This is a genomic window from Paenibacillus faecis, from assembly GCF_008084145.1.
Taxonomy (GTDB): Bacteria; Bacillota; Bacilli; order Paenibacillales; family Paenibacillaceae; genus Fontibacillus; species Fontibacillus faecis.
Genome location: NZ_VSDO01000002.1, coordinates 694,104 through 719,694, shown reverse-complemented (window position 1 = coordinate 719,694; position 25,591 = coordinate 694,104). Strand labels below are relative to the sequence as shown.

The 25,591-nt window shown below is 54.4% G+C and carries 32 protein-coding genes; 2 read left to right on the top strand and 30 right to left on the bottom strand.

The features are described from left to right. Positions 1-107: 107 nt before the first annotated feature. The 24 genes from FRY98_RS11120 to FRY98_RS11005 all read right to left on the bottom strand — a co-directional run bounded on the left by FRY98_RS11120 (position 108) and on the right by FRY98_RS11005 (position 18,314). Entirely contained in the window at positions 108-1,016 is a 909-nt protein-coding gene (locus tag FRY98_RS11120; protein WP_148451812.1) for a polyprenyl synthetase family protein, read from the bottom strand. Beyond that, complete coding sequence (gene xseB, locus FRY98_RS11115; RefSeq protein ID WP_148451811.1) at positions 1,003-1,296, bottom strand: exodeoxyribonuclease VII small subunit; 294 nt, start codon at positions 1,294-1,296, stop codon at positions 1,003-1,005. The genes FRY98_RS11120 and xseB overlap by 14 nt, the downstream gene beginning before the upstream one ends. After that, positions 1,235-2,602, bottom strand: coding sequence for an exodeoxyribonuclease VII large subunit (xseA, locus tag FRY98_RS11110; RefSeq protein ID WP_420819700.1), 1,368 nt, complete (start codon positions 2,600-2,602; stop codon positions 1,235-1,237). The genes xseB and xseA overlap by 62 nt, the downstream gene beginning before the upstream one ends. 85 nt (positions 2,603-2,687) lie before the next feature. Next, on the bottom strand, positions 2,688-3,545 hold the full coding sequence (gene folD, locus FRY98_RS11105; RefSeq protein WP_148451809.1) for a bifunctional methylenetetrahydrofolate dehydrogenase/methenyltetrahydrofolate cyclohydrolase FolD: 858 nt from the start codon (positions 3,543-3,545) through the stop codon (positions 2,688-2,690). 67 nt (positions 3,546-3,612) lie between these two features. Then, on the bottom strand, positions 3,613-4,062 hold the full coding sequence (gene nusB, locus FRY98_RS11100; RefSeq protein WP_148451808.1) for a transcription antitermination factor NusB: 450 nt from the start codon (positions 4,060-4,062) through the stop codon (positions 3,613-3,615). A 201-nt stretch (positions 4,063-4,263) separates the two neighbouring features. Then, the gene (locus FRY98_RS11095; RefSeq protein WP_263639281.1) at positions 4,264-4,500 is read right to left on the bottom strand and encodes a DUF2273 domain-containing protein; all 237 of its coding nucleotides are present in this window, start codon (positions 4,498-4,500) and stop codon (positions 4,264-4,266) included. A gap of 8 nt (positions 4,501-4,508) precedes the next feature. Then, positions 4,509-5,048, bottom strand: a complete 540-nt coding sequence (gene amaP, locus FRY98_RS11090) for an alkaline shock response membrane anchor protein AmaP (protein ID WP_148451806.1) — start codon at positions 5,046-5,048, stop codon at positions 4,509-4,511. Between the two features lie 81 nt (positions 5,049-5,129). Continuing rightward, on the bottom strand, positions 5,130-5,537 hold the full coding sequence (locus FRY98_RS11085; protein WP_148451805.1) for an Asp23/Gls24 family envelope stress response protein: 408 nt from the start codon (positions 5,535-5,537) through the stop codon (positions 5,130-5,132). A gap of 107 nt (positions 5,538-5,644) precedes the next feature. Then, positions 5,645-6,988: an acetyl-CoA carboxylase biotin carboxylase subunit gene (accC, locus tag FRY98_RS11080; RefSeq protein ID WP_148451804.1), complete on the bottom strand. Its 1,344-nt coding sequence runs from the start codon at positions 6,986-6,988 to the stop codon at positions 5,645-5,647. A gap of 55 nt (positions 6,989-7,043) precedes the next feature. Further along, on the bottom strand, positions 7,044-7,520 hold the full coding sequence (gene accB / locus FRY98_RS11075) for an acetyl-CoA carboxylase biotin carboxyl carrier protein (protein ID WP_148451803.1): 477 nt from the start codon (positions 7,518-7,520) through the stop codon (positions 7,044-7,046). A gap of 200 nt (positions 7,521-7,720) precedes the next feature. After that, a complete protein-coding gene (locus FRY98_RS11070; protein ID WP_148451802.1) occupies positions 7,721-8,581 on the bottom strand; it encodes a SpoIIIAH-like family protein in 861 nt (286 codons plus the stop codon). 30 nt (positions 8,582-8,611) lie between these two features. Then, positions 8,612-9,259, bottom strand: a complete 648-nt coding sequence (gene spoIIIAG / locus FRY98_RS11065) for a stage III sporulation protein AG (RefSeq protein WP_148451801.1) — start codon at positions 9,257-9,259, stop codon at positions 8,612-8,614. 13 nt (positions 9,260-9,272) lie between these two features. Next, positions 9,273-10,013, bottom strand: coding sequence for a stage III sporulation protein AF (gene spoIIIAF, locus FRY98_RS11060; RefSeq protein ID WP_148451800.1), 741 nt, complete (start codon positions 10,011-10,013; stop codon positions 9,273-9,275). A 28-nt stretch (positions 10,014-10,041) separates the two neighbouring features. After that, complete coding sequence (spoIIIAE, locus tag FRY98_RS11055) at positions 10,042-11,241, bottom strand: stage III sporulation protein AE (protein ID WP_148451799.1); 1,200 nt, start codon at positions 11,239-11,241, stop codon at positions 10,042-10,044. Between the two features lie 17 nt (positions 11,242-11,258). Further along, positions 11,259-11,648, bottom strand: coding sequence for a stage III sporulation protein AD (spoIIIAD, locus tag FRY98_RS11050; protein WP_148451798.1), 390 nt, complete (start codon positions 11,646-11,648; stop codon positions 11,259-11,261). A 12-nt stretch (positions 11,649-11,660) separates the two neighbouring features. Continuing rightward, positions 11,661-11,864 (bottom strand): stage III sporulation protein AC, encoded by a 204-nt coding sequence (spoIIIAC, locus tag FRY98_RS11045; protein WP_009225775.1) that lies wholly within the window; start codon positions 11,862-11,864, stop codon positions 11,661-11,663. A gap of 60 nt (positions 11,865-11,924) precedes the next feature. Beyond that, positions 11,925-12,443: a stage III sporulation protein SpoIIIAB gene (spoIIIAB, locus tag FRY98_RS11040; RefSeq protein WP_148451797.1), complete on the bottom strand. Its 519-nt coding sequence runs from the start codon at positions 12,441-12,443 to the stop codon at positions 11,925-11,927. Further along, positions 12,436-13,434 carry a stage III sporulation protein AA gene (gene spoIIIAA / locus FRY98_RS11035; protein WP_148451796.1) on the bottom strand — a complete coding sequence of 333 codons (999 nt, stop codon included), beginning with the start codon at positions 13,432-13,434 and terminating at the stop codon, positions 12,436-12,438. The genes spoIIIAB and spoIIIAA overlap by 8 nt, the downstream gene beginning before the upstream one ends. Positions 13,435-13,540: 106 nt before the next feature. Continuing rightward, on the bottom strand, positions 13,541-13,807 hold the full coding sequence (locus FRY98_RS11030; RefSeq protein WP_148451795.1) for a YqhV family protein: 267 nt from the start codon (positions 13,805-13,807) through the stop codon (positions 13,541-13,543). A 169-nt stretch (positions 13,808-13,976) separates the two neighbouring features. Continuing rightward, on the bottom strand, positions 13,977-15,230 hold the full coding sequence (locus FRY98_RS11025) for an aspartate kinase (RefSeq protein ID WP_148451794.1): 1,254 nt from the start codon (positions 15,228-15,230) through the stop codon (positions 13,977-13,979). Positions 15,231-15,476: 246 nt separating this feature from the next. Next, a complete protein-coding gene (gene efp, locus FRY98_RS11020) occupies positions 15,477-16,034 on the bottom strand; it encodes an elongation factor P (protein ID WP_148451793.1) in 558 nt (185 codons plus the stop codon). Between the two features lie 78 nt (positions 16,035-16,112). Then, complete coding sequence (locus tag FRY98_RS11015; protein ID WP_148451792.1) at positions 16,113-17,186, bottom strand: M24 family metallopeptidase; 1,074 nt, start codon at positions 17,184-17,186, stop codon at positions 16,113-16,115. Positions 17,187-17,250: 64 nt separating this feature from the next. Further along, the gene (aroQ, locus tag FRY98_RS11010) at positions 17,251-17,694 is read right to left on the bottom strand and encodes a type II 3-dehydroquinate dehydratase (protein WP_148451791.1); all 444 of its coding nucleotides are present in this window, start codon (positions 17,692-17,694) and stop codon (positions 17,251-17,253) included. 125 nt (positions 17,695-17,819) lie between these two features. Beyond that, positions 17,820-18,314, bottom strand: a complete 495-nt coding sequence (locus FRY98_RS11005) for a YqhR family membrane protein (RefSeq protein ID WP_148451790.1) — start codon at positions 18,312-18,314, stop codon at positions 17,820-17,822. A gap of 156 nt (positions 18,315-18,470) precedes the next feature. On the opposite strand from FRY98_RS11005, the gene FRY98_RS11000 reads away from it, so the two are divergent. Together FRY98_RS11000 and FRY98_RS10995 are read left to right on the top strand one after the other, a co-directional pair. Next, entirely contained in the window at positions 18,471-19,472 is a 1,002-nt protein-coding gene (locus tag FRY98_RS11000; protein ID WP_148451789.1) for a DUF1385 domain-containing protein, read from the top strand. Between the two features lie 7 nt (positions 19,473-19,479). Further along, positions 19,480-19,800 (top strand): hypothetical protein, encoded by a 321-nt coding sequence (locus tag FRY98_RS10995; protein WP_148451788.1) that lies wholly within the window; start codon positions 19,480-19,482, stop codon positions 19,798-19,800. Here FRY98_RS10995 and FRY98_RS10990 read toward each other — a convergent pair. The 6 genes from FRY98_RS10990 to FRY98_RS10965 all read right to left on the bottom strand — a co-directional run bounded on the left by FRY98_RS10990 (position 19,797) and on the right by FRY98_RS10965 (position 25,562). Next, on the bottom strand, positions 19,797-20,768 hold the full coding sequence (locus FRY98_RS10990; RefSeq protein ID WP_148451787.1) for a patatin-like phospholipase family protein: 972 nt from the start codon (positions 20,766-20,768) through the stop codon (positions 19,797-19,799). The two genes, FRY98_RS10995 and FRY98_RS10990, sit on opposite strands and share 4 nt — an antisense overlap. Before the next feature lie 65 nt (positions 20,769-20,833). Then, positions 20,834-22,471, bottom strand: coding sequence for a family 10 glycosylhydrolase (locus tag FRY98_RS10985; RefSeq protein ID WP_148451786.1), 1,638 nt, complete (start codon positions 22,469-22,471; stop codon positions 20,834-20,836). Between the two features lie 193 nt (positions 22,472-22,664). Further along, positions 22,665-23,090, bottom strand: coding sequence for a transcriptional regulator MntR (gene mntR / locus FRY98_RS10980; RefSeq protein ID WP_148451785.1), 426 nt, complete (start codon positions 23,088-23,090; stop codon positions 22,665-22,667). Positions 23,091-23,231: 141 nt separating this feature from the next. Beyond that, a complete protein-coding gene (locus FRY98_RS10975) occupies positions 23,232-23,945 on the bottom strand; it encodes a cytochrome c biogenesis CcdA family protein (protein WP_148451784.1) in 714 nt (237 codons plus the stop codon). 19 nt (positions 23,946-23,964) lie between these two features. Next, positions 23,965-24,768, bottom strand: a complete 804-nt coding sequence (locus FRY98_RS10970; protein ID WP_148451783.1) for a metal ABC transporter permease — start codon at positions 24,766-24,768, stop codon at positions 23,965-23,967. A 35-nt stretch (positions 24,769-24,803) separates the two neighbouring features. Further along, positions 24,804-25,562, bottom strand: a complete 759-nt coding sequence (locus FRY98_RS10965; protein WP_148451782.1) for a metal ABC transporter ATP-binding protein — start codon at positions 25,560-25,562, stop codon at positions 24,804-24,806. Positions 25,563-25,591 lie beyond the last annotated feature (29 nt).

The window sequence follows — 25,591 nt, the reverse complement described above, 5'->3', positions numbered from 1 at the left end:
AAGAATGTAGCATCGTTGTCATTCCAAGATGAACCTGATCCCCGAAACTCGGGGATAATAGCCTTTATTATATCACATCCATCCCTAAGGAAGAAACATACCGGGGGTCAATGGTCCCTGCTCAACAAATAATCGGCGATGTCCAGCAATCGTTCCGGATTCGGAATGCTTCCGCCGGTAACCGCTTCTTTGGCCGAGCGGGTAAGCCGGTCGACCTCGGCGCGGGAGGCCTCCATCCCCAGAAAGTAGGGATAGGTTACCTTTCCCTGCTTCACGTCGCTCTGCGTTTTTTTGCCCAGTTTCGCCTCGTCCCCGACCAGATCCAAAATGTCGTCCTGAATCTGGAAAGCAAGCCCCAAGGCCCGCCCATAGGTTTCCAGCGCCGACAACTGCGCTGAAGTCGCCGCAGCGATCCGGCCGCCGGCTTTCAAAGAAAAGACGATCAAATCGGCGGTTTTGTGCTCATGAATGAACCGGAGCCGCTGCAGGTCGGTAAGCCCCTGCTCCCCTTCCATATCCGCGACCTGACCGCCCACCATGCCCGAAGGTCCGGCATACACCGCCAGCTCCTCCACGATCGCCAGCACCTCTTCCGCCTTTACGCCCGGCTGCCGCGCCGCTTGAACCGCACTGTAAAAAGCGTGCGTCAGTAAGCCGTCGCCCGCCAAAATCGCCGTCGCTTCCCCGAACACCTTGTGATTGGTCGGCTTCCCGCGCCGGAAATCGTCGTCATCCATCGCCGGCAGATCATCATGGATCAGCGAATACGTATGTACCATTTCCACGGCGCAGGCGACGGGCAGCGCGGCCTCCCGGCTCGCCCCCAGCGACTCCGCCGCGGCAATGACCAGAAGGGGGCGCAGCCGTTTGCCGCCCGCCATCAGCGAATACTTCATCGATTTCGCCAGGCTTTCCGGCACTTCCCAGCCTTCCGGCAGGAAGGATTCCAGCCTTCCGCCGACAAGTTCGGAAATCTCACCGATGTATTGGTTTATCGAAGGCTTAGCCAAGTGCATCGCTCTCCTCTATCTGTGGTTGGAACGGTTTTTTCCCGATTTCGCCCTCTTGGTCCACGATCATTTCGATTTTTCGTTCCACCTGCGACAGCTTCTGACCGCAAAGCTGGGAAAGCCGCATCCCGTTCTGGAACAATTCGATCGCCTGCTCCAGCGGGACGTCTCCCCGCTCCAACTGGGAGACGATGTCCTCCAACCGGTTCATCGCTTCCTCAAAATTAAGCTCCTGCTCCTGCTCCTGCTCCTGCTCCTGTTCCCGTTCCTGTGTTTCCTTCGCCATGTTCGTTCTCGTCTCCTTTCCGCATTCCCCATACCTGGCAATCCAGCTCCCCGTCGGTCACCTTTACCCTGACCATATCCCCGGGCTCGACATCGTTCAGCGATTTGATCAATTTGGTTCCTGGCTCATTATAGACAAGACTGTAGCCCCTCCCCATCACCTTCAGAGGGCTCAAGGCATCAAGCTGACGGATGCCGTACGACAGTTGACGGGCTTTATCCTTCAGGATAGCGGTCATCGCCTGGCGCAGCTGCCGCTCCCCTTCGCTCCGGCGCCGCTTGGCAAAGAGCAGGCTCTCCTGCGGATGGTACCGCAGCAGGCGCTGATGCAAGCGGTCGTGCCTGGCGGCAGTCAGCTCCGCGCGGGACGCCATCCCCTGCCGCAGCCGCGCCTTCAGCATGTCCAGCCGCTCCGCGTGCTGGAGCAGCGACCGCTGCGGCTGCCGCAGCGCCGGCGACGCCTGGAGCCGGCGCAGACGCTCGCGCGCCTGCGCCAGGCGGTGCTGCAGGCTCTGCTGCAGCGCCTGTTCGCGCTGGCGCAGCTGGGCCCTCAGCTCGGGCGCGTGCGGCACGGCGAGCTCCGCGGCGGCGGTGGGCGTGGCGGCGCGCAGGTCGGCAACGAAATCGGCGATCGTGAAGTCCGTTTCATGGCCGACGGCCGATATGACAGGGATCTCCGATTCGTAGATCGCCCGGGCGACCGGCTCTTCGTTAAACGCCCACAGCTCTTCGAGCGAGCCGCCGCCCCGGCCGACGATGAGCACGTCGGCCTCCCCCATGGCGTTCAGGGTGCGAATCGCCTTCACGATCGACGGCGCCGCCCCTTTGCCCTGAACCAGCACCGGGTGCAGCACGACGGCGGCTTGCGGATACCTGCGCTGCAACGTGATCAGGATGTCGCGGATCGCCGCGCCCGTCGGGGAAGTGACGACCCCGATGACCTTCGGAAATCGGGGCAGGCTCCTCTTCCGTTCGGACGCGAACAGCCCCTCCGCCTGAAGCTTGCCTTTCAGCTGTTCATAAGCGAGGTACAAGCTGCCGATCCCGTCCGGCTGCATATGTGTCGCGTAGAATTGATATTGTCCGTCCCGTTCATAGACCGAGACGTTTCCGCGCGCGATGACGCGCGTACCTTCCTTCGGAATAAACGCAAGCCGTTGGTTATGCGAAGCGAACATGATGCTTTTGATCCGGCTGTCCGCATCCTTCAGCGTAAAGTACATATGCCCGCTGGAATGATGCGTGAAATTGGAGATCTCTCCCCGAATCCACACCTCGGACAGCAAGGCGTCGGACTCCAGCTTCATTCGGATATAACGGTTTAGTTCCTTGATGGATAAGACGCGCTGCTCCAAAAGGGTCCCTCCTCTCCCCAAACGCGGACCCGAATCATCAAGCGAGGCCGTTTAACCTTTTTGCCGCGAGCAGCGTGTTCTGCATCAGCATCGTGATCGTCATCGGACCTACGCCGCCAGGTACCGGCGTGATCGGGCCGGACACTTCCTTCACCGATTCGAAATCCACGTCCCCGGCCAATTTGCCGTTGTCCAACCGGTTCATGCCCACGTCGATCACGACGGCCCCCGGCTTCACGTAAGAAGCGTCGACGAAATTCGCCCGGCCGATCGCGACGACCAGGATGTCCGCCTGTTTCGTAATTTCCTTCATATTGGCGGTTTTGGAATGACACATCGTAACCGTCGCATGTTCGCGCTGCAGCAGCAGGGATACCGGTTTGCCGACGATATTGCTGCGGCCGATAACGACCGCATGCTTGCCGGCCATTTCGATCCCGGTCCGTTTAATCAGCTCGATCACCCCGGCCGGGGTGCAAGGCAGCAGACTGTCGTCGCCGATGACAAGATTGCCGACATTCACGGGATGGAAGCCGTCCACGTCCTTCTCGACCGCGATGGCGTCGATGACGGACTTCTCGTCGATATGTCCCGGCAGCGGCAGTTGCACAAGGATCCCATGAATATTCTCCTGGCGGTTCAGCTTGTCCACCAGCGCAAGCAGATCCTCTTGGGAAGTCGAAGCCGGGAGGCGGTGCACTTCCGAGTAATAGCCCAAGTCCTGACAGGCTTTCTCTTTGTTGCGGACATACACCTGGGAAGCCGGATCTTCGCCGACCAGGACGACGGCAAGGCCCGGTTTAAAGCCCTGTTTCGCCAAACGCTCGACTTCGCCGCGCAGGCTTCCCCGAATTTCCTCCGATACTTGCTTGCCGTTAATGATTGGTGCTGTCATGTGATCCTCTCCTTATCTGTGATTTTCTATAATTACCCCTCAATCCCGATGACCACCGGATTTGACGCTACAGCTTCGCTTTTAATTGATCCACATCCTGGATCATTTTGCCGAGTACGCCGTTCACGAATTTGCCCGACTCCGCCGTACCGAAATGCTTCGCCAATTCGATCGCTTCATTGACGGCCACCTTGCCGGGAACATCCTCCCGAAAAATCATTTCATAGGCGGCCAGACGCAAAATCTGCCGGTCCACCTTCGACAGCCGGCTGATCTGCCATCCCTTCAAATACTCGGTCAGCAGACCGTCAATCGCTGCCTTGCGGTCCCACGTCCCCGCCACAAGCTCCAGAACAAACGTCTTGGCGCCCTCCAAATCCTTCACCTTGACTTCGCCTTCGTTCTCGCCCGCCGCTTCGGTGAGCAGCATGGTCACCGCTTCCTCCGCCTGAACTTCATTCATTTCCATATGATATAAACACTGTACCGCAATTTCCCTCGCCAATCTGCGTTTCATAGGTTGCCTCCTTGAACTTGATCTCCCGCTACTTTCATCATGAGCCAAAAACGCGCCGTTCATGACGAATATCGCTTAATAAATTCCAATAACGTATTCACAGCCCTTGATCTAGGCCAAAAAAAAACCTGCAGCATGCTTCCTCCGCAAACGGGCAAAATAAAAAGATGCTCTTTTTCCGGAGGAAGCATATCACAGGAATCATTTAAACGGACGCCACCTGGACGCCAGCCAATTCTTCAGTTCCCCCCATGGAAGGAGGGGCCCCTGGTCCAAATCCTTGTATTTACCGAAGGTATACCCGATGAAGAGCAAGAGCGCGCAGAACAGCATATTCCAAAATCCGAAGAACAGGTAGATCGGGCATAGAAAAACGGCGGCCGCAAGCCCGAGCAATCGCCCTTTGTGACTCTCCCATAATTGCTTCCAGAACACCATGCTACCCCCTATTCAACCCGGCTTTTGATGACAGGCGACTGCACAAGGTTAGCAATATAAACGGATACATAAGACACCGGAATGCCCGTAATCTCCTCGACATGGTCATGAACCTGCTTCTGCACTTCTTCCGTTAATGTCGGTATCGGGGTATCCCCGTCGACCATCGCCCGCACGACGATATCCAATCCCGATTCCGTAATGCGGATACGGGTTTTGACTTCACGAATCCCGCGAACGCGCGATGCTGCCTTGTACGCCAGATTTTCGATCGTTTCGGTGGAAATTTGAATATCTCCGTACTCCGTCCGCTGATCGATCGACGAAAGGGAACTGCGGTCCCGCCGAATGGAAATGTAGAAAAAACGAAGGCTGAGCAAAAACAAAACCGCAGCGATCACAATTCCGGCAATCCAAACCGGCCTTTCCACACTCCCGTCCAACTTCAGAGGTATGGCTTCCGTCAACAGGAGGATGGCGATTACGGATAAAGCTCCGATACTCAAGCTGTAAATAAACAGCAAGAGTCTGTCCAAAATTTTGGCCACGACAATAAGCCTCCTTATAAAGCGAATGGTCTATAACTATAGCAAACCCCTGACGCGATGGTCGGGGGTTTAGGGCCAGGCTTATTTCACCCTGTGGCTTAAATCGGTTTCTTCGGTCCGTTCTGCTGTTTTGAAAATAACGTCGTGGATATGTACGTTGACTTCCACCACGGTCAAGCCGGTCATGGTCTCAATCGATTTCTTGACGTTGCGCTGAATTTCCGTCGCCACCTCGGGCAGACGATTGCCGTATTCCACGATCACGGAGACATCGACCGCCGCTTCGCGTTGGCCCACCTCCACCTTGACGCCTTTGGACAGGTTCTTCCGTCCGAGCAGTTCGGCAATGCCGCCGGCGAAGCCGCCGCTCATCCCGGCAACGCCCTTCACTTCCACGGTCGCTAGACCTGCGATAACCTCAATGACTTCGGGAGCGATTTGAATCTCACCGATGTCGGTCCGTTCGAATTCCGTAGGCAAAGAACTCATTCTATCATCCACCTCTCAATAAGTATGACGCCCTCTTGTCTAAGACCGCGCACTTATTATACATACTATATCATTTCGGGTTCATTATGACAAACCGCTTCCCGGAATTAAATCTCATATTCTTCCAAGAATTTGATGTCAAAATCCCCTTTCAGGAAAACCGGATGCTCCAACAGTTTCTGATGGAACGGAATGGTCGTATGAATCCCCTCGATCGCAAATTCGGCCAAAGCCCGCTTCATTTTGGCCACGGCCTCCTCGCGGGTGGCTCCCCAGACGATGAGCTTGGCGATCATGGAATCATAATGAGGACTTATCATGTAACCGGGATATGCGGCGCTGTCCACGCGAACCCCCGGCCCTCCCGGCGCCAGGTAAAACCCGATTTTCCCCGGAGAAGGCATGAAGTTGCGGGCAGGATCCTCCGCGTTGATCCGGCATTCGATCGACCAGCCGTTGATGACGACGTCTTCCTGGGAAAAAGACAGCGGACTGCCTTCCGCCACGGAGATCATTTCCCGAATGAGGTCGATGCCGGTAACCATTTCGGTGACCGGGTGCTCTACCTGAATCCGCGTGTTCATCTCCATAAAATAGAATTGTCCGTCCGGTCCGAGCAAAAACTCCAATGTACCCGCTCCGGAGTAATTCACCGCCAGCGCGGCCCGTACCGCAGCTTCCCCCATCTCTTGCCGTTTCTCCGGCGAGATTACCGGGCAAGGCGCTTCCTCGACCAGCTTCTGACGCCGGCGCTGTACGGAGCAGTCGCGCTCGCCGAGATAAACGGCGTTACCGTGCTTGTCGGCGATAATCTGAATCTCGACGTGCTTCATGCCGGTCAAGTACTTTTCCAAATAAACGCCGGCGTTGCCGAACGCTTTTTGCGCTTCCTGCTGGGCGGTCGTAATCTGCTTGACAAGCGATTCCTCGTCCTCGGCGATGCGGATGCCTTTGCCCCCGCCTCCGGCCGTCGCCTTGATGATGACCGGGTAACCGATGTCGCGGGCCACCATAACGGCTTGCTCCAAGTCCTCGATCAGGCCGTCGGACCCCGGAATGACCGGAACGTTCGCTTCCTTCATCGTCTGTTTGGCCACGGCCTTGTCGCCCATCTTGGTGATGGCTTCCGGCGAAGGACCGATGAAGGTAATATTGCACGAGCCGCAGATTTCAGCGAAATCGGCGTTTTCGGCCAGGAAGCCGTAGCCCGGATGGACCGCGTCGCATTCCGTCAACGTCGCAATGCTCATCAGATTGGTGAAGTTCAAATAGCTGTCCTTCGCCAGGGTCGGACCGATGCAGTAGGCCTCGTCAGCCAGCCGGACATGCAGGGAATCCTTGTCCGCTTCGGAATATACGGCGACCGTGGAGATCCCCATCTCGCGGCAGGCCCGAATAATTCGAACCGCTATTTCTCCGCGGTTCGCTATCAGTATTTTATGAAATTTCACTAGTTCCATCCTCCTTGGAAAGCTTAACCTTACCTGAAAAGGCACGGCCGATCGATTACTCCGGCTTCACCAAAAAGAGAGGCTGCCCATATTCCACGAGCTGTCCGTTTTCCACGAGAATATCGATGATCTCGCCTTTAATCTCGGCCTCCAGCTCGTTCATCAGCTTCATGGCTTCAATGATGCACACCGTCGTTTTCTCTCCGACCTTGTCGCCGATATTTACAAACGGATTCGCTTCGGGCGATGCGGCACGGTAAAACGTACCCACCATCGGGGAAACGATCGTATGTAGGTTGGCCGCGGTTTCCGCCGGATGCTGCGCGGAGGTGTCGGCTGCGGCGGGAGCCGGAATCGACGCGACGGGAGCCGGGGCAGCGCCGGCGATAACGGTCGGCTGCATTTGCACAAACTCGGTCTTTCCCGGTTTCCGGATGCTCAGGCGAGCCCCGTCGTTTTCAATCTCCAGTTCCTGTACGGAAGTCTTGTCCACCAATTCAATTAACTCTTTAATTTCATTTAAATTGAACATATTTTGGTTCACTCCTTTAGCTTTTTCAAACAAAGCCCGGACCAGCTCAAATATTAAAATTTTGTGACCTCGTCTTAACTTTATGTATTATATCATAATCGACTAAAATGGAAAGAGCCCAAGGTTCCCTCGGACTCTTCCATAAGCTGCGGGGATCTCCCCGCTTTCGTCAACAATCGACTCGGGGCGAAACCGCCTCATTATTGGGTCACGTATTGGACGCTTACTTTATCTTGCGATACACCCAGCTCTTTTATGACGAGATCCATAATATTGACCGCTTCCTTGGCTTCGAGCTTTTCGCTGACAACCAGCACCTTGTATTTGTCCTCGCTTTCGGTAACGACAGCATTCGCGTACGTTTGCTGCAATTTTTCTTCGATGTCGTAAATTTTTTCTTGCCGTTCCTCCAAAGCGCTGAGCTCCTGTTGCGCCATAGCCGCCTCATCCAGCGACTTGTTTCCGTCGTTGATGGCTTGCATCAGCTCATCCTGTTTCTTGGCATTCTGCTCCGAACGCTGGAACTGATACGCCGTCAGCGAATCCGCCGCCGATTTCCCTTGGCTTTCCAACTGCTTCAACACGTCCTCGTCTTTGCCCGCGGCTGCGGACCCTGCGGAATCCCCTTTGTTACCGGCGTTGTCTTTCGACGCCGATGCTCCTTCTTTTGTCCCGGAGGCGTCCTCGGCAGCTCCTGAGGCATCCGGCGCCCCGGTGTCCGCCTTGGCCTCATCGGCCGCTTCCTTACTGCCCGCGGTTCCGCCGGCATCGGCGGCTTCGCCGCTGTTCTGAGAGGCCGTCCCGGCAGCTTTCTCTTCCGTTACCACCTCTGTTTTGCCATCCTCCCCCATGATCTCCGAGAGCACCACATCGTCGTTTTGCAGCATCTCATCGGTCGCCGCGGTTCCCGGCGTCTTTTCGTTATTGATGGATGAGACCTGTTCGCCCGTAGCGGATTGGTTTCGCGTTGAGCTATCTTCGGTGAACAAGTAATAAGCGGATAACACAACCATCAAACTGAGCATCGATACAAGCCACACCGTTTGTCTTTTGGATTTCATTGCTAAATTCCTCCTAAATCTAAATTGTTTTTATTGCGATTGCTTCCGCGGTACCACCGAAATCCGGTAAGCCGGAACATTCAGTCCCTTCTCCACCGCATCGACAATCAATCCCTTGACCGTTTTGTTTTCGGCCCCTCTGGCGACGATCAGCACGCCGCGGACCTTCGGCTTGATTTTTTTCGTAATGATCGGCTGTTCCTTCCCCGACGCTTCATAAGTCACAATTTGCCCGTCGCGCGAATACTGGGTGATACTCCGTTTCCCTCCGTCGGCATCGGTCTCTTCGGTCAGTTCCTGCGTATCCTTCATGTTGCGCTGTACAATGGTTTCCTCCGTGGAATCGATCGTTACCAGGACGTCCACCGCACCTACACCCACGATTTTTTCCAGGATTTCCTTCGTTTTGTTCTCCAGCGATTGCTCGATCCGGGCAAAGGGGCCGTCATTCTCCCCGGAGATCAAGCCATCGTCCGAGGTCGTCACCCCCTGCATGACCGGAGGCTCCCTCCCCTCTCCGCCGGGCTCCACCCGCTTGACGTTGACAAAAGAATTGAACAGCATGATCGCCACCCCCACCAAACCGACGATCAACAGCAACCGGAAGGTCTGGATTTTCTTTTTTTCTCCACCCCCTTGGCCGATCCACTGCTCCAGTTTTTTCAACCATCCCGGCATCCGACTCACCTCCCTAACTAGATACTTGCTCGCCTTTCCGAACCGTGACCGATTCGCGCGGAACCCCCCACTCCCGAAGCAGCAGCGCTTCAATCCGCTTGGTTACGTCGGGGTTAACCTCCTCGGTATCGGCCATAACCTCGCTTGCACGGCCGTCGCTCTCTTCCTCGGGACCGGCCTTCGCGGAAACCTCCACGTCGTCCACCCGGACTTTTTCCACCGGCTCCACTGCAATCCGTTTCTTTTGTCCCGCCTCCACGGCCGGCGTTTCTCCCGTTCTCATGACCACCTGTACGGTTTGGATCACAGGCCCTTCCGCCTCGCCAACCGGCTTTCCTTCCGAGGAAGGCTTCCCTTCGCGGATGTTAACGACCACCCGTTCCACCGAAGTGCCGGTTTCCTGCTCAATCTGCCGCTTCATCTGCCGGGCCGCTTCCTCGCCCGCCCACTGTAGCGCTTCCGCTTCCCGCCGCTTCCTGAGCAGTTCTCCCTGCGCCAATATGGAGTCTGTCGCCGTTTGAGCTCCCCTCTCCTCCAAACCGCCCCAATTATCCATGAAGGCCGATTCTATTTTTTCGGAAGCATCGGTGGAAAAGAGGCGCATGAGCGGAGACAGCAGAGTCAACAAGATGAGCAGGCTGACCACGAATTTCACATAGCGTTCCATCGCCCGGTTCGGCAGGAGCAATTCGATAAACACGGCGATCAGAACGACCAGGATAATTTCCTTCAGCCACTCCCCAATAAACGTCATGTCAACTCCCCCTTGACCCGGCGATTCGTTATCGCATCATGACCGTAACGTTCCCGGCCATCAGCATAATTGTGATCGCCAGAAAGAACATCATTCCGACGGCGGCCAGCGCCGCAAACACATACAGCATTGATTTCCCGATCGTTTCCAGACAGGCGGTAATCGGCGAGTCCCCAAGCGGCTGCATCACCGCGGCGGATAAATTGAAGATCAGCGCCAGTGTCAAAATCTTGATCGCCGGAAAAGCGCAGAGAAACAGCAGGATGATCACTCCGACGAGACCGATGGAATTTTTAACGAGCAGTGAGGCCGATATCACCGTATCGGTAGCGTCCGCGAATACTTTGCCTACGACCGGTACGAAATTGCCCGTCAGATACTTGGCCGTCCGCAGGGTCACCCCGTCGGCGACCGATCCGGTGACGCCTTTTACGGAGATGACGCCCAGAAACACGGTAAGCAGCACGCCAAGGATCGCCATGCCTACGGTCCGGAGCAGATTGGCCAGTTGGGTCAGCTTGTATTTCTCCGACAAGGAGCTGACGATGTGCAGGACCGCCGAAAAGAACAGAAGCGGGTAGACGAGCGTGTGAACCATCGTCCCGACGGCGTGAACCATGAACACGACCAGCGGATGGGTAACCGAAACGGTGACGACGTTTCCCATCGAAGCGAGCAGCGTAAACAATAGCGGAACCATGGCCATCATAAAGTCGATCATCCCGTTGATGGCCTCCGTCGCATAAGTGACAGCCACATGAAAACTGTTGATGGCAAGCACGAGTATCACCATGTAACAGATGGAATAGGCCACCTTGCTCACCTGATTCCGTTCGAAAGCGGTCTGCAGCGTTTCCAGAATCATACTGAACACCGCCAGCAGCACGATTGTAACGAGAATGTGGCCGTTATACAGCACCTCGTGCCACATGTACTTGAGCAGTCCCGTCAAAGCCGATTTAAAGGAGAAATCCCGATCTTTGGAGAACAGCAAATCCATGAAAGAGGGCATGTGCCCGTCCGGAAAAAAGCCGCCGTACTCCTTCATCAAGCTCTGCCAGTAGGTTTCCACCTGATCCGTCGGCAGCTCTTCCGCCTGCCGCTGTACCCAGTCTCCGGCGGGACCTTCTTCCGCAGCCAGGACGGGGAGGGGAACCTTGAGAAGCATCAGCCCGAAAACAATCAGAAACAGAGTTTTAAGCCGCCAATCGGTGTGCCGCGCTCTCATTCTTGTCCCACCTTTGCTCATGCCGGCAGCAATTTCATGACGGTCTCGATAATGATCGTAATGATCGGGATCGCCAGGACCATGATCATCACTTTTCCCGCCAGCTCGATTTTGGAAGCGATGCTTTCCTGCCCCGCGTCCCTGACAATCTGCGCTCCGAATTCGGCGATGTAGGCGATCCCGATAATTTTCAAAATCGTTTTTAAATAGATCATCTGTACGCCGGACGACTCGGCCAGATCTTCCAGGACTTCGATAATCCCGCCGATCTTGCCGATCAGGAACAAAAAGATATATATACCGGTACTTGCGGCGATTAAAAAGGCGAATAGCGGTTTTTGCTCCTTAATGACCAGGATCAATATCGTCGCCACGAGTCCGAGGCCTACAACTTGAATGATTTCCACGTTAAGGATCACCTACTGGAAGAGAAAAATCGATTTGATTTCCTGAAACAAACTGTCCAGCAGCCGGATCACCATAAACAGCACGACGACGAAGCCGATCAGCGTCACCCAGTGGGCCATGTCTTCCTTGCCCATCTGCTTCAACACCGTGTGGATCATGGCGATGATGATCCCGATGCCCGCGATTTGAAATATGGCGTTCACTTCTATGTTCATTGACTTGGCACCTCGCTATCGTATTCACAGGCGAAACAGGAGTAGGGAGGGGTAAGGGATTCAATAGAATAAAATGACGATGAACGCTCCGCACAGCAATCCCAGGCTCTTGAACATTTTTTCATATCGGGCCTGATCCTCCCGCGCCACGGCTTCCTCGCTCTCCAATTGGCGTACGGCGGTCTCGAGGTGACCAAGCTGGTCGTTCCGGTCGCTTGTCCCCAGGGTATAGCTCAGCTGGAGCAGCACGTCCTTCTCGGCGGCCTTCATGGCGGTGTGCTTCCAGCCCGATTCCACTGCCGCATGCAGACTTTCCTGGGCCGTCCGGTTGCCGCCCGGCTTCATCGACTCCGCCGCGCTCCGAAAGATCGAACGGATCGGCTCCCCGCTCTGTCCGCCGATGCGCTCCAGCGCATCCGGGAGCGGCGTAAAGCCGTACATGATTTCCGTCTGCAGCCGCCTTAGCGCCAGGATCAGCTTGCGAATCTGGTTCGGCCGGCTGGCGTACTGCTTGGCCTGAATCCAACCGGCCAGCGTCGCCGCCGTGATGATCAGAACCGCCCCAAGCATCTTAAGCATGCTCGTCCCTGCCCTTCCAGCCGGCTTCCTGTACCCTTCTCCGCTTCCCGTCCCATAGCCGGAAAGAGGTGCCTTTCTCCGTCCGGTTCAGCACGGCGTACACTTGAAAGAAAGAGGTTTCCGAGAGCTTGGACAACGCCGGGCGGGAAGGCATATCCTCCACGCCGGAACCATGCGCCGTGGCGATGACGCGCACCCCGGCATGAAGCGCTTCGGCCAGCGCTTCCGCATCCTCCGGCCTCCCGATCTCGTCGACGATCAGCACATCCGGAGACATCGAGCGGATCATCATCATGATGCCTTCTGCTTTCGGGCACCCGTCCATCACATCCGTGCGCGGCCCGATATCGAAGCTGGGCACTCCGCGCTTGCTGCCCGCGATCTCCGATCTTTCGTCAATGACGGCGACTTTCAATCCGGGCCATTTCGCTTCCGGGTGTCTCCAGGTACCCGCGCTGATTTGACGGGCCAAATCTCGGATCAACGTCGTTTTTCCCTGCTGGGGCGGAGACAAAATCAGCGTGTGCAGAATGCTGTGCTGTTTGAAATCCAGCAGATGCGGAAGCAAGCTGTCGGCGATTCCGCGAATCTCTCTGGCAATCCGCACGTTAAAGCCGCTGATATCACGCAGATGCTCCACCTTTCCTCCGCTCAATACGGTTCTCCCGGCCAGTCCGATCCGGTGTCCGCCGGCGATCGTAATAAAGCCTTTGCGCAGCTCCTCCTCCATCGTATAAAGCGAGTGGTTCGTGATGAGATCGAGCAGACGGTTCCCCTCCGGCTTTCCGGGGATATAGGCCTCCGCCGGCTGACGGGTCAAACCTCCTTCGGGAGTCAAAAAGTAGTAGTGCCCGCCGGCATTCACTTCAAGCGGACGCCCCTCCCGGATCCGCACCTCTTCAAGCGCCGCGAATAGGGCGGGCGGAAGCTTGGCCAACAGGGAGCGGAGGTGGTCGGGAAATACGTTTAGCCAGCTCTGGCTATGATCCATAGGCGTACCCCCAAATCTTTCTTGCTAATATGGGTAATGCATGTCTTTTCCCTCGTGGTATATCTCATATTTATGCCTGTACTCCGTCTTTATGACGGGAAATCTATCATTTCTTCAAAATGCCGATTAAGAGACACGTAACCCCGCAGCCGATCCAAAGCATTTTCCCCCAGGAGAGTTTATCCGCCATGCCGGCCAGCCCGATGGACGTGGTCACGATCAGAATCATCGGCCCCACAAAGGCGAGCGCCGAGTTAACGGCCAGCGCTTTATCGACCCTTCCCAGCTTCAGCATCAACAACGCCGCCAAAATTTCAATCGTTCCGGATATAATCCGCAGCGTCGCCATTCCCGTAACAAATTTATCAAGCATAAGGTCCTCCTTCTTGTCCAATGTGCTCATTTATCGATATGCGGAAGCCGGTCATTTTAGAAAAAAAAGAACCGCCCAAATTGCTGGACGGTTCAAAACCTATCGAAAAGAGGATCGCCTTTAATAGGGCGACCCTGACTTAAAAGTATTCTCACTGCTTCTTGAAAGCTTAACGGCGGTCTTTCGGCCCGCCCACAAAAACCTGGCTGTCCGTATCAAGCCCGTATGCGGTGTGAAGCGCCTTGACGACTTCGTTCAGCTTGCCCGCTTCGATCACACAAGAGACTTTGATTTCCGAAGTGCTGACCATTTTGATGTTCACGCCTTCTTTGGAGATGACGTCAAACATTTTGGCGGCGACGCCCGGATGGCTGACCATACCCGCCCCGACGATCGATACTTTTACGAGATCGACTTCCGAAGTCACCTCCTCGTAGGGAAGCTCGCTCCGAATCCCTTCCAGGACGCCAAGGGCTTTCTCCCGGTCGGAAAGAGCGACCGTAAAGCTGAAGTCCGCTTTCCCGTCCTGAACGCCGCTCTGAACGATGATATCTACGTCGATTTTGGCTTCCGCCAGCGAACCGAACACTTTCGCCAGTACGCCCGGTACATGGGAAACGCCCAAAATACTGATGCGTGCCACATTTTTGTCATAAGCGATTCCGCTGACTACTACACCTTGCTCCATCTTGACATCCTCCTTGACAACTGTGCCTTCATTATGGTTAAAGCTGGACCGGACGACGAGGCGAACCTGATTATGCTTCGCATATTCCACCGCGCGCGGATGCAATACGGCCGCTCCCAAATTCGCCAGCTCCAGCATTTCGTCATAAGAAATTTCCTCCAGCTTGCGAGCGTTCTTGACGATCCGCGGATCGGTCGAATACACGCCATCCACGTCCGTATAGATTTCGCAGACATCGGCGGAAGTGGCGGCGGCCAGCGCTACGGCCGTCGTATCCGAGCCCCCGCGCCCGAACGTGGTAATCTCGCCGTCCTCCGTCATGCCTTGGAAGCCGGCTACGACGACGATATATCCTTCCTCCAGAGCCTGTGTCACGCGCTCGGGATGGATCCCCGTGATCCGGGCCTTGCCGTGTACGGCTTCCGTCCGGAACCCGGCTTGCCAACCGGTGAAGGAAATCGCTTTTCTTCCCAGCTGTTGTATCGCAATCGATAGCAGGGCGATGGAAATTTGCTCCCCGGTCGTCATCAGCATATCCATCTCGCGAGCCGGCAGTTCGCTGCCCAGCAGCTTCGCCTGATCGATCAGATCGTCGGTCGTATCGCCCATGGCGGAAACGACAACCATAACCCGGTGTCCTTCATCCTGTTTCTCCACGACGCGCCGGGCTACGCGCTGCATGCGCTCCGTATCCCCCACGGAGCTGCCTCCGAATTTCATTACATATAAAGCCAAGTCGGACCCTCCCTAATGTACGCAATCCTATCCAACAAGTTTGCCTGTGGAAGTACTATTGCCATTTTTCTATCACTAACGCTTTAAACCAGTATAATACGAAAGACCGGAAGGAAGTCAATGCTTTTGCCGACATTCAAAGAAAAACATCTGCCGACGCGCTTCCCTTAAAAATGTTTACTTATAAAAATTCCTCCACCCGTGTATGGGTGGAGGATATCGTTAAAACCCAAATGCGCTGTAGTCTTAGGCCCGGGAGATGTATTTGCCTTCGCGGGTATCGATCAGCAAAATATCGTCTTCATTGATAAACAAGGGGACTTGTACGTTAAGGCCGGTTTCGACCTTGGCGTTCTTTGTGGCGCCCGTTGCCGTGTTGCCTTTGATCCCCGGCTCGGTTTCCACGACGCGAAGCTCAACGCTGTTCGGCAGGTTAATGCCAAGAATTTCGCCTTGGTAGCTGACGATTTTTACGTTCATATTTTCTTTCAGGAAATTAAGCTCCCATTTCAATTGGTCCTCGGACAAGCTGAATTGATCGTAAGTTTCATTGTCCATAAACACGTGATCCTGGCCGCTCGCATACAGATATTGAACGTCGCGGTTCTCGATCATCGCCCGGCCGATCGTTTCACCGGCGCGGAACGTCTTCTCCACCGTGTTCCCGTTGCGGAGGTTTTTCAATTTGGAGCGGACGAAAGCCGCGCCTTTCCCCGGTTTAACATGCTGGAAATCCAGCACCGTAAAAATATCTCCGTCCACTTCGACGGTCAAGCCTGTCTTAAAATCGTTTACTGAAATCACAAAAGAACCTCCTCAAGTGGGTTAAACTATTTATTGTTAATTAAAAATTACCCCGTGCAAAACCCGCCGTTCGACGAATTACCCTAACATCATAAATTCTTTGGTCGATTCCGTCAAACGCTTGGCCCCGTTCTCCGTAATGACCACGTCGTCTTCAATCCGCACCCCGCCGAAACCAGGGATGTAGATTCCCGGCTCGACCGTGACGACCATCCCCGGTTTCAGAACGGTGTCGCTTAGTTTGGAGACGCGAGGCTCCTCATGAACCTCCAGACCGAGACCATGGCCCGTACTGTGGCCAAACTGCTCTCCGTAGCCGTACCGGGTAATGATATCGCGGGCGAGGGCGTCCGCTTCGCGGCCTGTCATGCCCGGCCGGAGAAACTCAAGCGTATGCAGTTGAGCCTCCAGAACGATATCGTAAATCTCCCGGTGTTTCGGCGTAGGCTCTCCGATGAAAACCGTGCGGGTTATATCCGAGCAATAACCGTTCATATAAGCGCCGAAATCCATAGTAACGAATTCGTTTCGTTGGATCACACGGCTGCTGGCCACACCGTGCGGCAGCGCGGAGCGCTCGCCGGACGCGACGATGGTGTCAAAAGAAGTTCCGGCAGCGCCGTGCTTGCGCATGAACGTCTCCAGTTCCAACGCCATGTCCCATTCCGTTACTCCCGGCTTAAGCACTTCCAGCATGTGCAGGTAGGTGCGGTCGGCCAAATCGGCGGCCTGTTTCATTAATTCCAGTTCGCCGTCATCCTTGTACAGCCGCAGCTCCTCCACCAGTCCGCCGACAGGTACAAGCTTCACCGGGTGAAGATCCCGTTCCAGCGCACGGTAAGTGGAGAATACCATGCTCGCTTCCTCAAAACCGAGCTCTTTAATCCCTTCTCCCGAAAGAAGCTCTTTCAGACTGTCCGCAACGGAAGGGCCATGTTGCACAATTTCAAACCCGGGCGCCTGCTCGGCCGCCTGTGTCGTATAGCGGAAATCCGTCAGCAGGAAGGCCTTCTGCCGGGTAACGAGAACATATCCCGAGCTGCCCGTAAATCCCGTCAAATAGCGGCGGTTCACAGCGTTCGTAATCCATAATGCCTCGAGCTGCTCCCGCTCCATAACTTTGCGCAAGCCCTCTACACGTGTATTCCCCATATTTAACTCTCCTTACTTGTTAACTTCCTTGTTAACTTCGCTTCACTGTGCCACGAGGTCGCATTTATTGAAGCTTCTGCAGGTGACGTTTTAGCGCCGCCAGCCCCAACTCATATCCGTAAGAACCGAACCCCGCAATTTGTCCCACCGCTACCGGAGCGATCACCGAATGATGGCGAAAGGATTCGCGGGTATGGATGTTGGATAAATGCACTTCCACCGCAGGGAGGTTAACCGCGGACAGCGCGTCTCGGAGCGCGTAACTGTAATGGGTGAGAGCCCCCGGGTTAATCAAAATGCCGTCGAAGGAACCGTACGCCTCATGAATTTGATCGATCAATGCGCCTTCATGATTGGATTGAAAAAAAGAAAGCGCGATATCTTCATTCCCCGCCAGTTCGTTCAACCTGGCCTCGATATCCTTCAGGCTTTCGGAGCCGTATATTCCGGGCTCGCGGATTCCCAGCATATTCAGATTCGGGCCGTTTATCACAAGGATGCGATACATATGGCTCACCCTTCCTGGTTCAAGGTTCATCAGAACGGCTGTGTCCGAATTTCAGAACCTCCCCTGTAAAAATAACCAAAAGTTATTTTACCATAGACAAACGGATATTGAGAAGCATTTTGTCCCTATTGCAGTACCTTCTTCGGCTCCCGAACCCTTTCATTCGTATACTCTTCGGCCGTGGTGTAACCGATGAACATGCCCCACAGCAAAAATACGCAAAATTCGCTGAACAGCGTATCGAACGAATACTCGGTGGCCGGTCGGGTCATTTTTGTGAACGGCCCCAATGCAAAAAACAAAACCAGCCACCAGGCCACACCATAGACCAGTCCGGGCCAAGGTCCCTTTAATTTCCGGAACGCCACCACATAAATTACGGAAGCGACGAGAGAGAACAGGATAAAAGACAGCCATCCCGCATAATACCCCGGCAGCGTTTTTAGATAAGCATGTTTAAAAAACGGTTCCATTAAAAATCCGGGGACGATCCCCGTAAACTTCATATAATAAAACAAGCCTCTGACCGCGCCCCAGATCAGTCCCGCAAAAAAGCCGAGCTGTAGGGAAAAAAGCCAGATATTCGTCTTCTTCTTTCGTCTGAACATATGTTGGATCATTTGCACACTTCCCCTTTTCCAGATACCTTGTATGGTTGCCATTAGTATGCGCAATTCAAAAAAGACTAATCAAACTAGAATTTACATTAGAAGTTCGATACAATGTGTTTATGAAACCCTCATTTCTATTAAATCGATTCTAGGAAGGTGAAATAGTTGCCTCAGCAATCCACACCCACGATCTATGGCGGCCAAGCCGTTATGGAAGGCGTCATGTTCGGCGGAAAACATGTCAATGTCACTGCAGTTCGCCGCAAAAACGGAGAGATCACCTTTTTGGAAGTGCCCAAACAGGATAAAGCCTGGGTGAGAAAACTGCGTAAAATTCCGCTTGTCCGCGGTCTGGTCAGCATCATCGATTCCAGCGCCAAAGGGTCCAAGCATTTAAATTATTCGGCCGAGGCGATGGCCGATGACGAACTTTCACAGGAGGAACGCGCCAAGCAAAAAGAAAAGGAAGAATCCTCCTTCTCCCTGTCCATGATTTTGGGGGTGGCGGTGGTAGGCGTGCTTTCTTTTATAGTCGGAAAGCTGATTTTCACGGCCGTACCTGCGGTAGTCGAACAGTTCATTTTTCAGCATGCATTTGAGAATCAGACTTTGCATACCCTGATTGAAGGAGTCATCAAAATCGTCTTCCTTCTGGCGTACCTGTGGATCATCTCGCAAACGCCTGTCATCAAGCGCCTTTTTCAATACCATGGGGCGGAACACAAGGTGATCAGCGCCTATGAAGCCGGCGAAGAACTTACGCCGCAAAACGTGCAGAAATACAGCCGCCTGCACTACCGCTGCGGCAGCAGCTTCATCATCTTGACGGTGATTGTCGGCGTCATCATTTACTCCCTTCCGATTTTCAGTTGGGATTCCATATGGGAGCGCGTATATATTCGCATCCTGTTACTGCCGCTGGTCATCGGCATTTCGTTCGAAATGCTCCGGTTTACGAATGCGGTCCGGGACATCCCGGTACTCCGGTTTCTCGGTTATCCCGGACTCTGGCTTCAATTGTTAACCACTAAAGAACCGACCGACGATCAGGTCGAAGTCTCCATCGCTTCCTTTAACCGGATGCGCGAGCTGGATGCCCGACTGGAGCAATCCTCAGCGATCGAACCCGATATCGGCCGTTCTTCCTTGGATCCCGTGAAAGGATGATGAGAGCATGAAAAAACAGGCCATTCTATTCTGGATCGTTATCGCCTTAGCCGCCTTCAGCATTTTAGATGGACTGTTTGGAAGAGGAAGATTGGACCTTGGCGGTCTGTTGATTCCGCTCATTGTCGTCGGCATCGTATTCCTGCTCTATAAGTTCCCGCCGCGTCAATTCCGGAAATCTACCCCCAAGGTTAAGCCCTCGGCCCGGACCATGGCCAAGGTCGCCGGAGAACGCCGTCAGGCCGGAGGGAAGCGCAAGTCTTACCCGTTTCAGGTCATAGAAGGCCAAAAGGGAAAAAACGACGACGATTTACCGAAATATCATTAATTGACACGAGCCTGCTGATACTTTATGAACTGCTCTTCGTAATACTGGGCATTCCAGTCCCCGAAGAAGCGATTTCCGGCCCGAAGCCCGGATTCATAGAGCAGCAGGCTCTCTTCTTTTCCGATATCAAATTGCGTGGTCGAGATGCCAAGCGTGGGGATTTTAACCGTCCGATAGCGGTTTTCTTGTTCAATGTACCGTTCGTCGTGGGCAGATAGCATCGTTTCCACCAAAGCCTGGAGCATGGAGAACGGGCCGCGGATCACATGGGGTTGGTTGCTGTTTTTGCCGACCATCTGGAATCCCACCGTCGGGATCATCTTGTCCTTCTTCGGAGCGGACGGAACCTGGTCGAATAACCATAATGGAAAATTGCTGAGCAGCCCTCCGTCCACAATGTGGAGGAACTGGTCGGGAAACCTTTTGCCTTTCGACAATTTGGGGGGCAGACGGAGCAGGACCGGGTCAAAAAAGTACGGGATGCTGCAGCTCATCCTTACGGCCTTGGCCACCTCAAACGACTCGGGACGAAATCCGATTTTCACCAAATCGTCCGGAAGCACCATGATTTTTCCGCTGGTGATATCCGAAGCGATAATTTTCAATTTATTGTCCTCCAGATCGCCAAAGGTTTTGACGCCTTTGTCCAACAGTATTTTGCGGATCCATTCCTCCAGCGCCTCTCCGGAATATAGCCCCTTCTTTAAAAGGACGCGCAGAGCCGGACCGATCAACGCGGTATTAAAGATCGGAGCTCTGCGCAAAAACCGGGTGAATGAAGTTTCCAGAATAATCTCCCGCATCTCCTGCCCATCGTAACCGGCCGCCAACATCGAAGCGACGATGGAGCCCGAAGACGTGCCGGCAACCCGATGAAATCGCCACCCATGCTCTTCCGCCGCCCTAACCGCACCGGCCAGGGAAATGCCCTTAACTCCTCCACCCTCGAAAACGCCGTTCATAAGCATAAGAAAACCCCCATCCCCTACACAAGTCTTATGCTTATGTATGAGGATGAGGGTTGTCCATATGCTTATTTGTTGCCGTAATAGGATTGAAGCAAAGGAATAAGTCCGAGCGGATTTTTTCGCAAATCCTTGGCACTGAAGAAAATACTGCCGTTTACTTCCGGAATCGTCCGGTTATAATCCAGTTGATCGATAATCTCCTGAGCGGTATTCCAGCCGATCTCCGGGGTACCGATCTTGTAAGGCGCGTGTCCGATGTATAATTTCACGCCAGTGCCTCTTACTTCCGCAGCCCACCAATTTGCGATAATATCGTAGCGGGCTTCTTTGCGGGTCAGGCTCCAATAAATTTGCGGCGCCACATAATCGATCCACCCTTCCCTGATCCAGGTGCGGACGTCGGCATAGGTGCTGTCATAAGCGGTAATACCGGCGCGAGTATCCGATCCCGTAGGGTCGGTCGCCTTATTTCGCCACACCCCGAAAGGGCTGATCCCGAAAGACACACCCGGTTTGACCGCGTGAATTTGGCGGTCAAGCTCCCGGACAAGATCGTTCACATTGTCCCGGCGCCAGTCCCCTTTATCGCCGATATTGTTGGCGTTATAGCTCTTGTAAGTAGCATCGTCGTTAAACTTGGCCTTGGCCGACTCACCCGAAGGGTAGAAGTAGTCGTCAAGATGAACGCCGTCGATATCGTAAGTTTCAATCACTTCCATGATCGCATCAACGATATGCGCCCGGGCCTCCGGAATGCCCGGATTGATGTACAGTTTGCCGTCAAACTTAACGATCCATTCCGGATGCTGCTTCGCCACGTGGTTGGCCGGCAGCTTGCTGGCATCGCTTCCCGTGCTGGCGCGGAACGGATTGAACCAGGCATGGAACTGCATGCCGCGGCGATGCGTCTCCTCAATCATGAACTGCAGCGGATCATACCCCGGATCTTTCCCCACCGTGCCCGTTAGAAAACCCGACCAGGGCACAAGCTCGGAACGGTAGAGCGCATCCGCCGAAGGGCGAACCTGAACGAATACCGCATTGATGCCCATCGCCTGCAGCTCGTCAAGCAGCTTCGTATACTCGGCCTTTTGCTCGTCGGCCTTCCCGTACGAAGCCTTGCTCGGCCAATCCAGGTTCGAGACGGTTGAAATCCAGGCTCCGCGCATTTCACCGCTCTTTGCGGGTGCGGGGATGTCCGGCTGCTGCGGCTCGGTTGGCGGCGTAGCCTCCGGCGGCTGTCCGGTCCCCCCGCCCGGCGACGTAAGCGTAATAATTCTTGAGGTCGGATCCCAATCGACCGAAAGCCCGAGCTGCTCGCCGACAAAGCGGAGCGGCACCATCGTCCTGAGGTTCTTGCTCTCCACGGAGACCTCGAGCGCTACGTTTGTCCCGTTCACTACAGCGGTCTTGCTGCCCATCGTCAACACCAGCGTGTTGCCGTCTTTCTCGATCGTGGCGGTACGAACTGACGGAGACCAGTCGACCCGGGCCCCCATCTCTTCGCTGATGACCCGAAGCGGGACCATCGTCACATTCAGTTTCGGCTTCACATAGGGTGCCGAATCACTCGGAAGAACTTCTCCGTCCATCACGATTTGAATGTCACGGTCCGAAGCCGCCTGCACCCGTCCCGTTCCGGAAACAGGCCAGACCAAGACAAAAACCAATAAAGCCACTAACCAAACCCGAAAAAATTTCATCTGCAACCTCCACTATTGAAATCCCTAAACAACTCTACCTAATGTAAACGCACCAAAGGCCTCCGGAGTTGCGGACAACCCGTAAACTTTTCGGGAAACCGCGCAGGTCATAAACAAAAAGCGCGAACAGCGAGGGGTCGCCCCCTGCGTTCGCGCTTTTTGACGAAGCATCCTTAATACGTTCTTGACGGACTTAAGATTCCCCCAGCAGTTCCTGCTGAACCTTGCGCAAATCCTCGGCCCTGGAGCTCTCCCGCTTAAAATATTCGACCAGACCGGCAATGCAGGTGATGGAATCCCAACTTAAATGATGCTCGATCCCTTCCACATCTTTATATATATTCTCCTGATCGACACCGATCATTTCGAGGAATTCTTCAAGCAGCTCATGACGGTCAACGAGCCGTTTTCCTACTTTCTTCCCCTTGTTCGTCAAAACCAAGCCCCGATACTTTTCGTAAATTAAATATTCATCTTTATCCAGCTTCTGGATCATCTTGGTGACGGATGAAGGATGCACCTCCAACCCTTCCGCAATATCGGAAACTCGGGCGTATCCTTTCTCGTCGATCAATTTGTAGATACGCTCCAAATAATCTTCCATACTGGGCGTTGGCATCTGGTATTACCTCTTTTCCATGAGTTCACGCGGACCTGACATCACATGCACATCCCGCTACTTGTTTAATGATACATGTAAAACTTGTCTGTTGGCAAGTCTGCGAACCATGCATTTAATACTCATGGAAAGGCGGTTCGCTCAGAATTTCAACCATTCCGGCGTCATCTGCTGCAGCCAAATCGTAATTTGCGCCATCCGGTTCGTAAACAGCAAAATGCCCATCAGCAGCATAATTCCGCCTCCTACCTTCATCAGAACAGCCGAGTAACGGACAATCCACTTCGTCGAGCCGACGAAAAAAGCAAGGGCAAAGAAAGGCAGTGCAAACCCGGCCGAATAAGCGGTGATGAGACCGAGCCAGGTCCCCGGCTCGCTTACCGCAAGCGCGATAATCGCGGCGAGGATCGGACCGACGCAGGGGGACCAGCCCGCCGAAAAGCCGATGCCGAAAATAAAGGAGCCGATGTAGCCCGTCGGCTTGAATTTCAAATTCATCTTCCGCTCGCGCAGCAAAAACTGGGGCTGGAAGATGCCGAGCAGGAATAGTCCCATCAGGATGATTAATATCGCCGACAATTGGCGGATCAAATCCCGGTTGTTGTTAAAAACCTCGCCGAACAGTCCCGCGCCGAATCCGAGCGTATAAAATACCGCGGAAAACCCCAAAATGAAGGCCAGCGTATGCGTCATGGTGCGGAACCGGACTTCCCGTTTGTTCTGTTCAGTCTTTAGCGTCTGCACCGACAGACCGGTAATATACGACAAATAGGACGGGTATAACGGAAGGCAGCATGGAGAAATGAAGGACGCCACCCCCGCCCCGAAAGCAACCCAAAGATTCATGTCGGCCATAACACCCATCCTTCCATGTCTATGCGGAAAATCCTTTTTTCCCGATCAATGTTAAAATCAGCATGGCGATCAGCAGCAAAACGATCGTAGCGCCGGGGGCCAGGTTCCATACCCCCGCGGTAACCAGGCCGGCGACCACGGCGATCTCGGCGATAGCGACGGAGAAGATCACCGAGGACTTAAAGCTTCTGGCAATCAGCAGGCTGCAGGCCGCCGGAATCGTGAGCAGCGCCGATACGAGCAGGGCGCCGACGATTTTGATCGCGGTACTGATGACCAGTGCCGTCATAACGGTAATCAGCATGTTCAGCAGCTTGACGGGCAACCCGCTGACCGATGCTGCATCCTCTTCGAACGTCAGCAAGAACATCTCTTTAAAGAAGATCGACACCACCGTGACGACAACGAGGGTGACCGCACCGACCACATACAGATCGGTAGTGTCCAACGTATATATACTGCCGAACAAATAACTCATTACATCCGTATTGTAACCCATTCCCAGCGTGAAGAACAGGGAAGCCAGCGCCACGCCCCCCGCCATGATGACGGCGATGGACAACTCGGCATATCCTTTATAGGCCTTGCGCAGCTTCTCGATCGCAAACGAGGCCGCGACGGCAAAAGCCAGCCCGACGCCGATCGGATAGACATTGACCAGAAGCCCCAGAGCCACCCCCGCAATCGTCACATGGGCCAGCGTATCCCCGATCATCGAAAGCCGCCGTAAAACAAGAAAAATGCCGATCAGGGGAGCCGTCAGCCCGATCAGCAGCCCGCCTGTCAGCGCTCTTTGAAAAAAATCCGCAGTTAAAATCTCCAAATGTCACATCTCCTATCGCTTCCCGAGCATGCAGACTAGACCAACGAATGCTGCATCCCGGGGATGGTGCAGTCCTGTTCATGCGAATGGCGCACGTAAAATTTAATGCCGCCGCAGCGGTCGCGCGGTTCTTTACCCAAGTAACTTTCAATCATTTCCATATCATGGGACACCATCAGGAATGTCATGTGGTGGTGGCGATGCATATGAAAAATCAATTCAAAAAAATCGGCCTGGGTTTGCGCGTCGATCCCGACCGTAGGCTCATCCAACACGAGCAGATCGGGCTGATTGATCAGCGCCCGGGCGAGGAACACCCGCTGCTGCTGACCTCCCGACAATTGACCGATCCGCTTGCCGGCAATGTCCGCGATTCGCATGACTTCCAGGGCTTCACTGCATTTCTGAAGATCCTCCTTGCCGACCCGCTTAAACAGCTTCTTGTTGCTGTACAAGCCCGACATGACCACTTCCCGCACCGTTGCTGGAAACAGCGGATTAAAGGCGTTCTTCTGCGGCACATAGCCGATGCGGTCCCAATCCCGAAACCGCCGGATGCTTTGCCCGAACAGCCGGATCTCTCCTTGCGACGGCTTCAGCAAGCCGACCATCATCCGGAGAAGCGTCGTTTTGCCGGCTCCGTTGGAACCGATCACGCCGACGAAATCACGTTCTTTCACGACAAGACTGAGATCGGTAATGACTTTCTGATCGCCGTAAGCGAAGGAAACCTGATCCAGTTCGATGATATTCTCATGGCAGTAAGCCGCCGGAGCGGCGTTTTCGGAGTTCATGGCTCTCTTCCTTCCGGTTCTACTGTAAT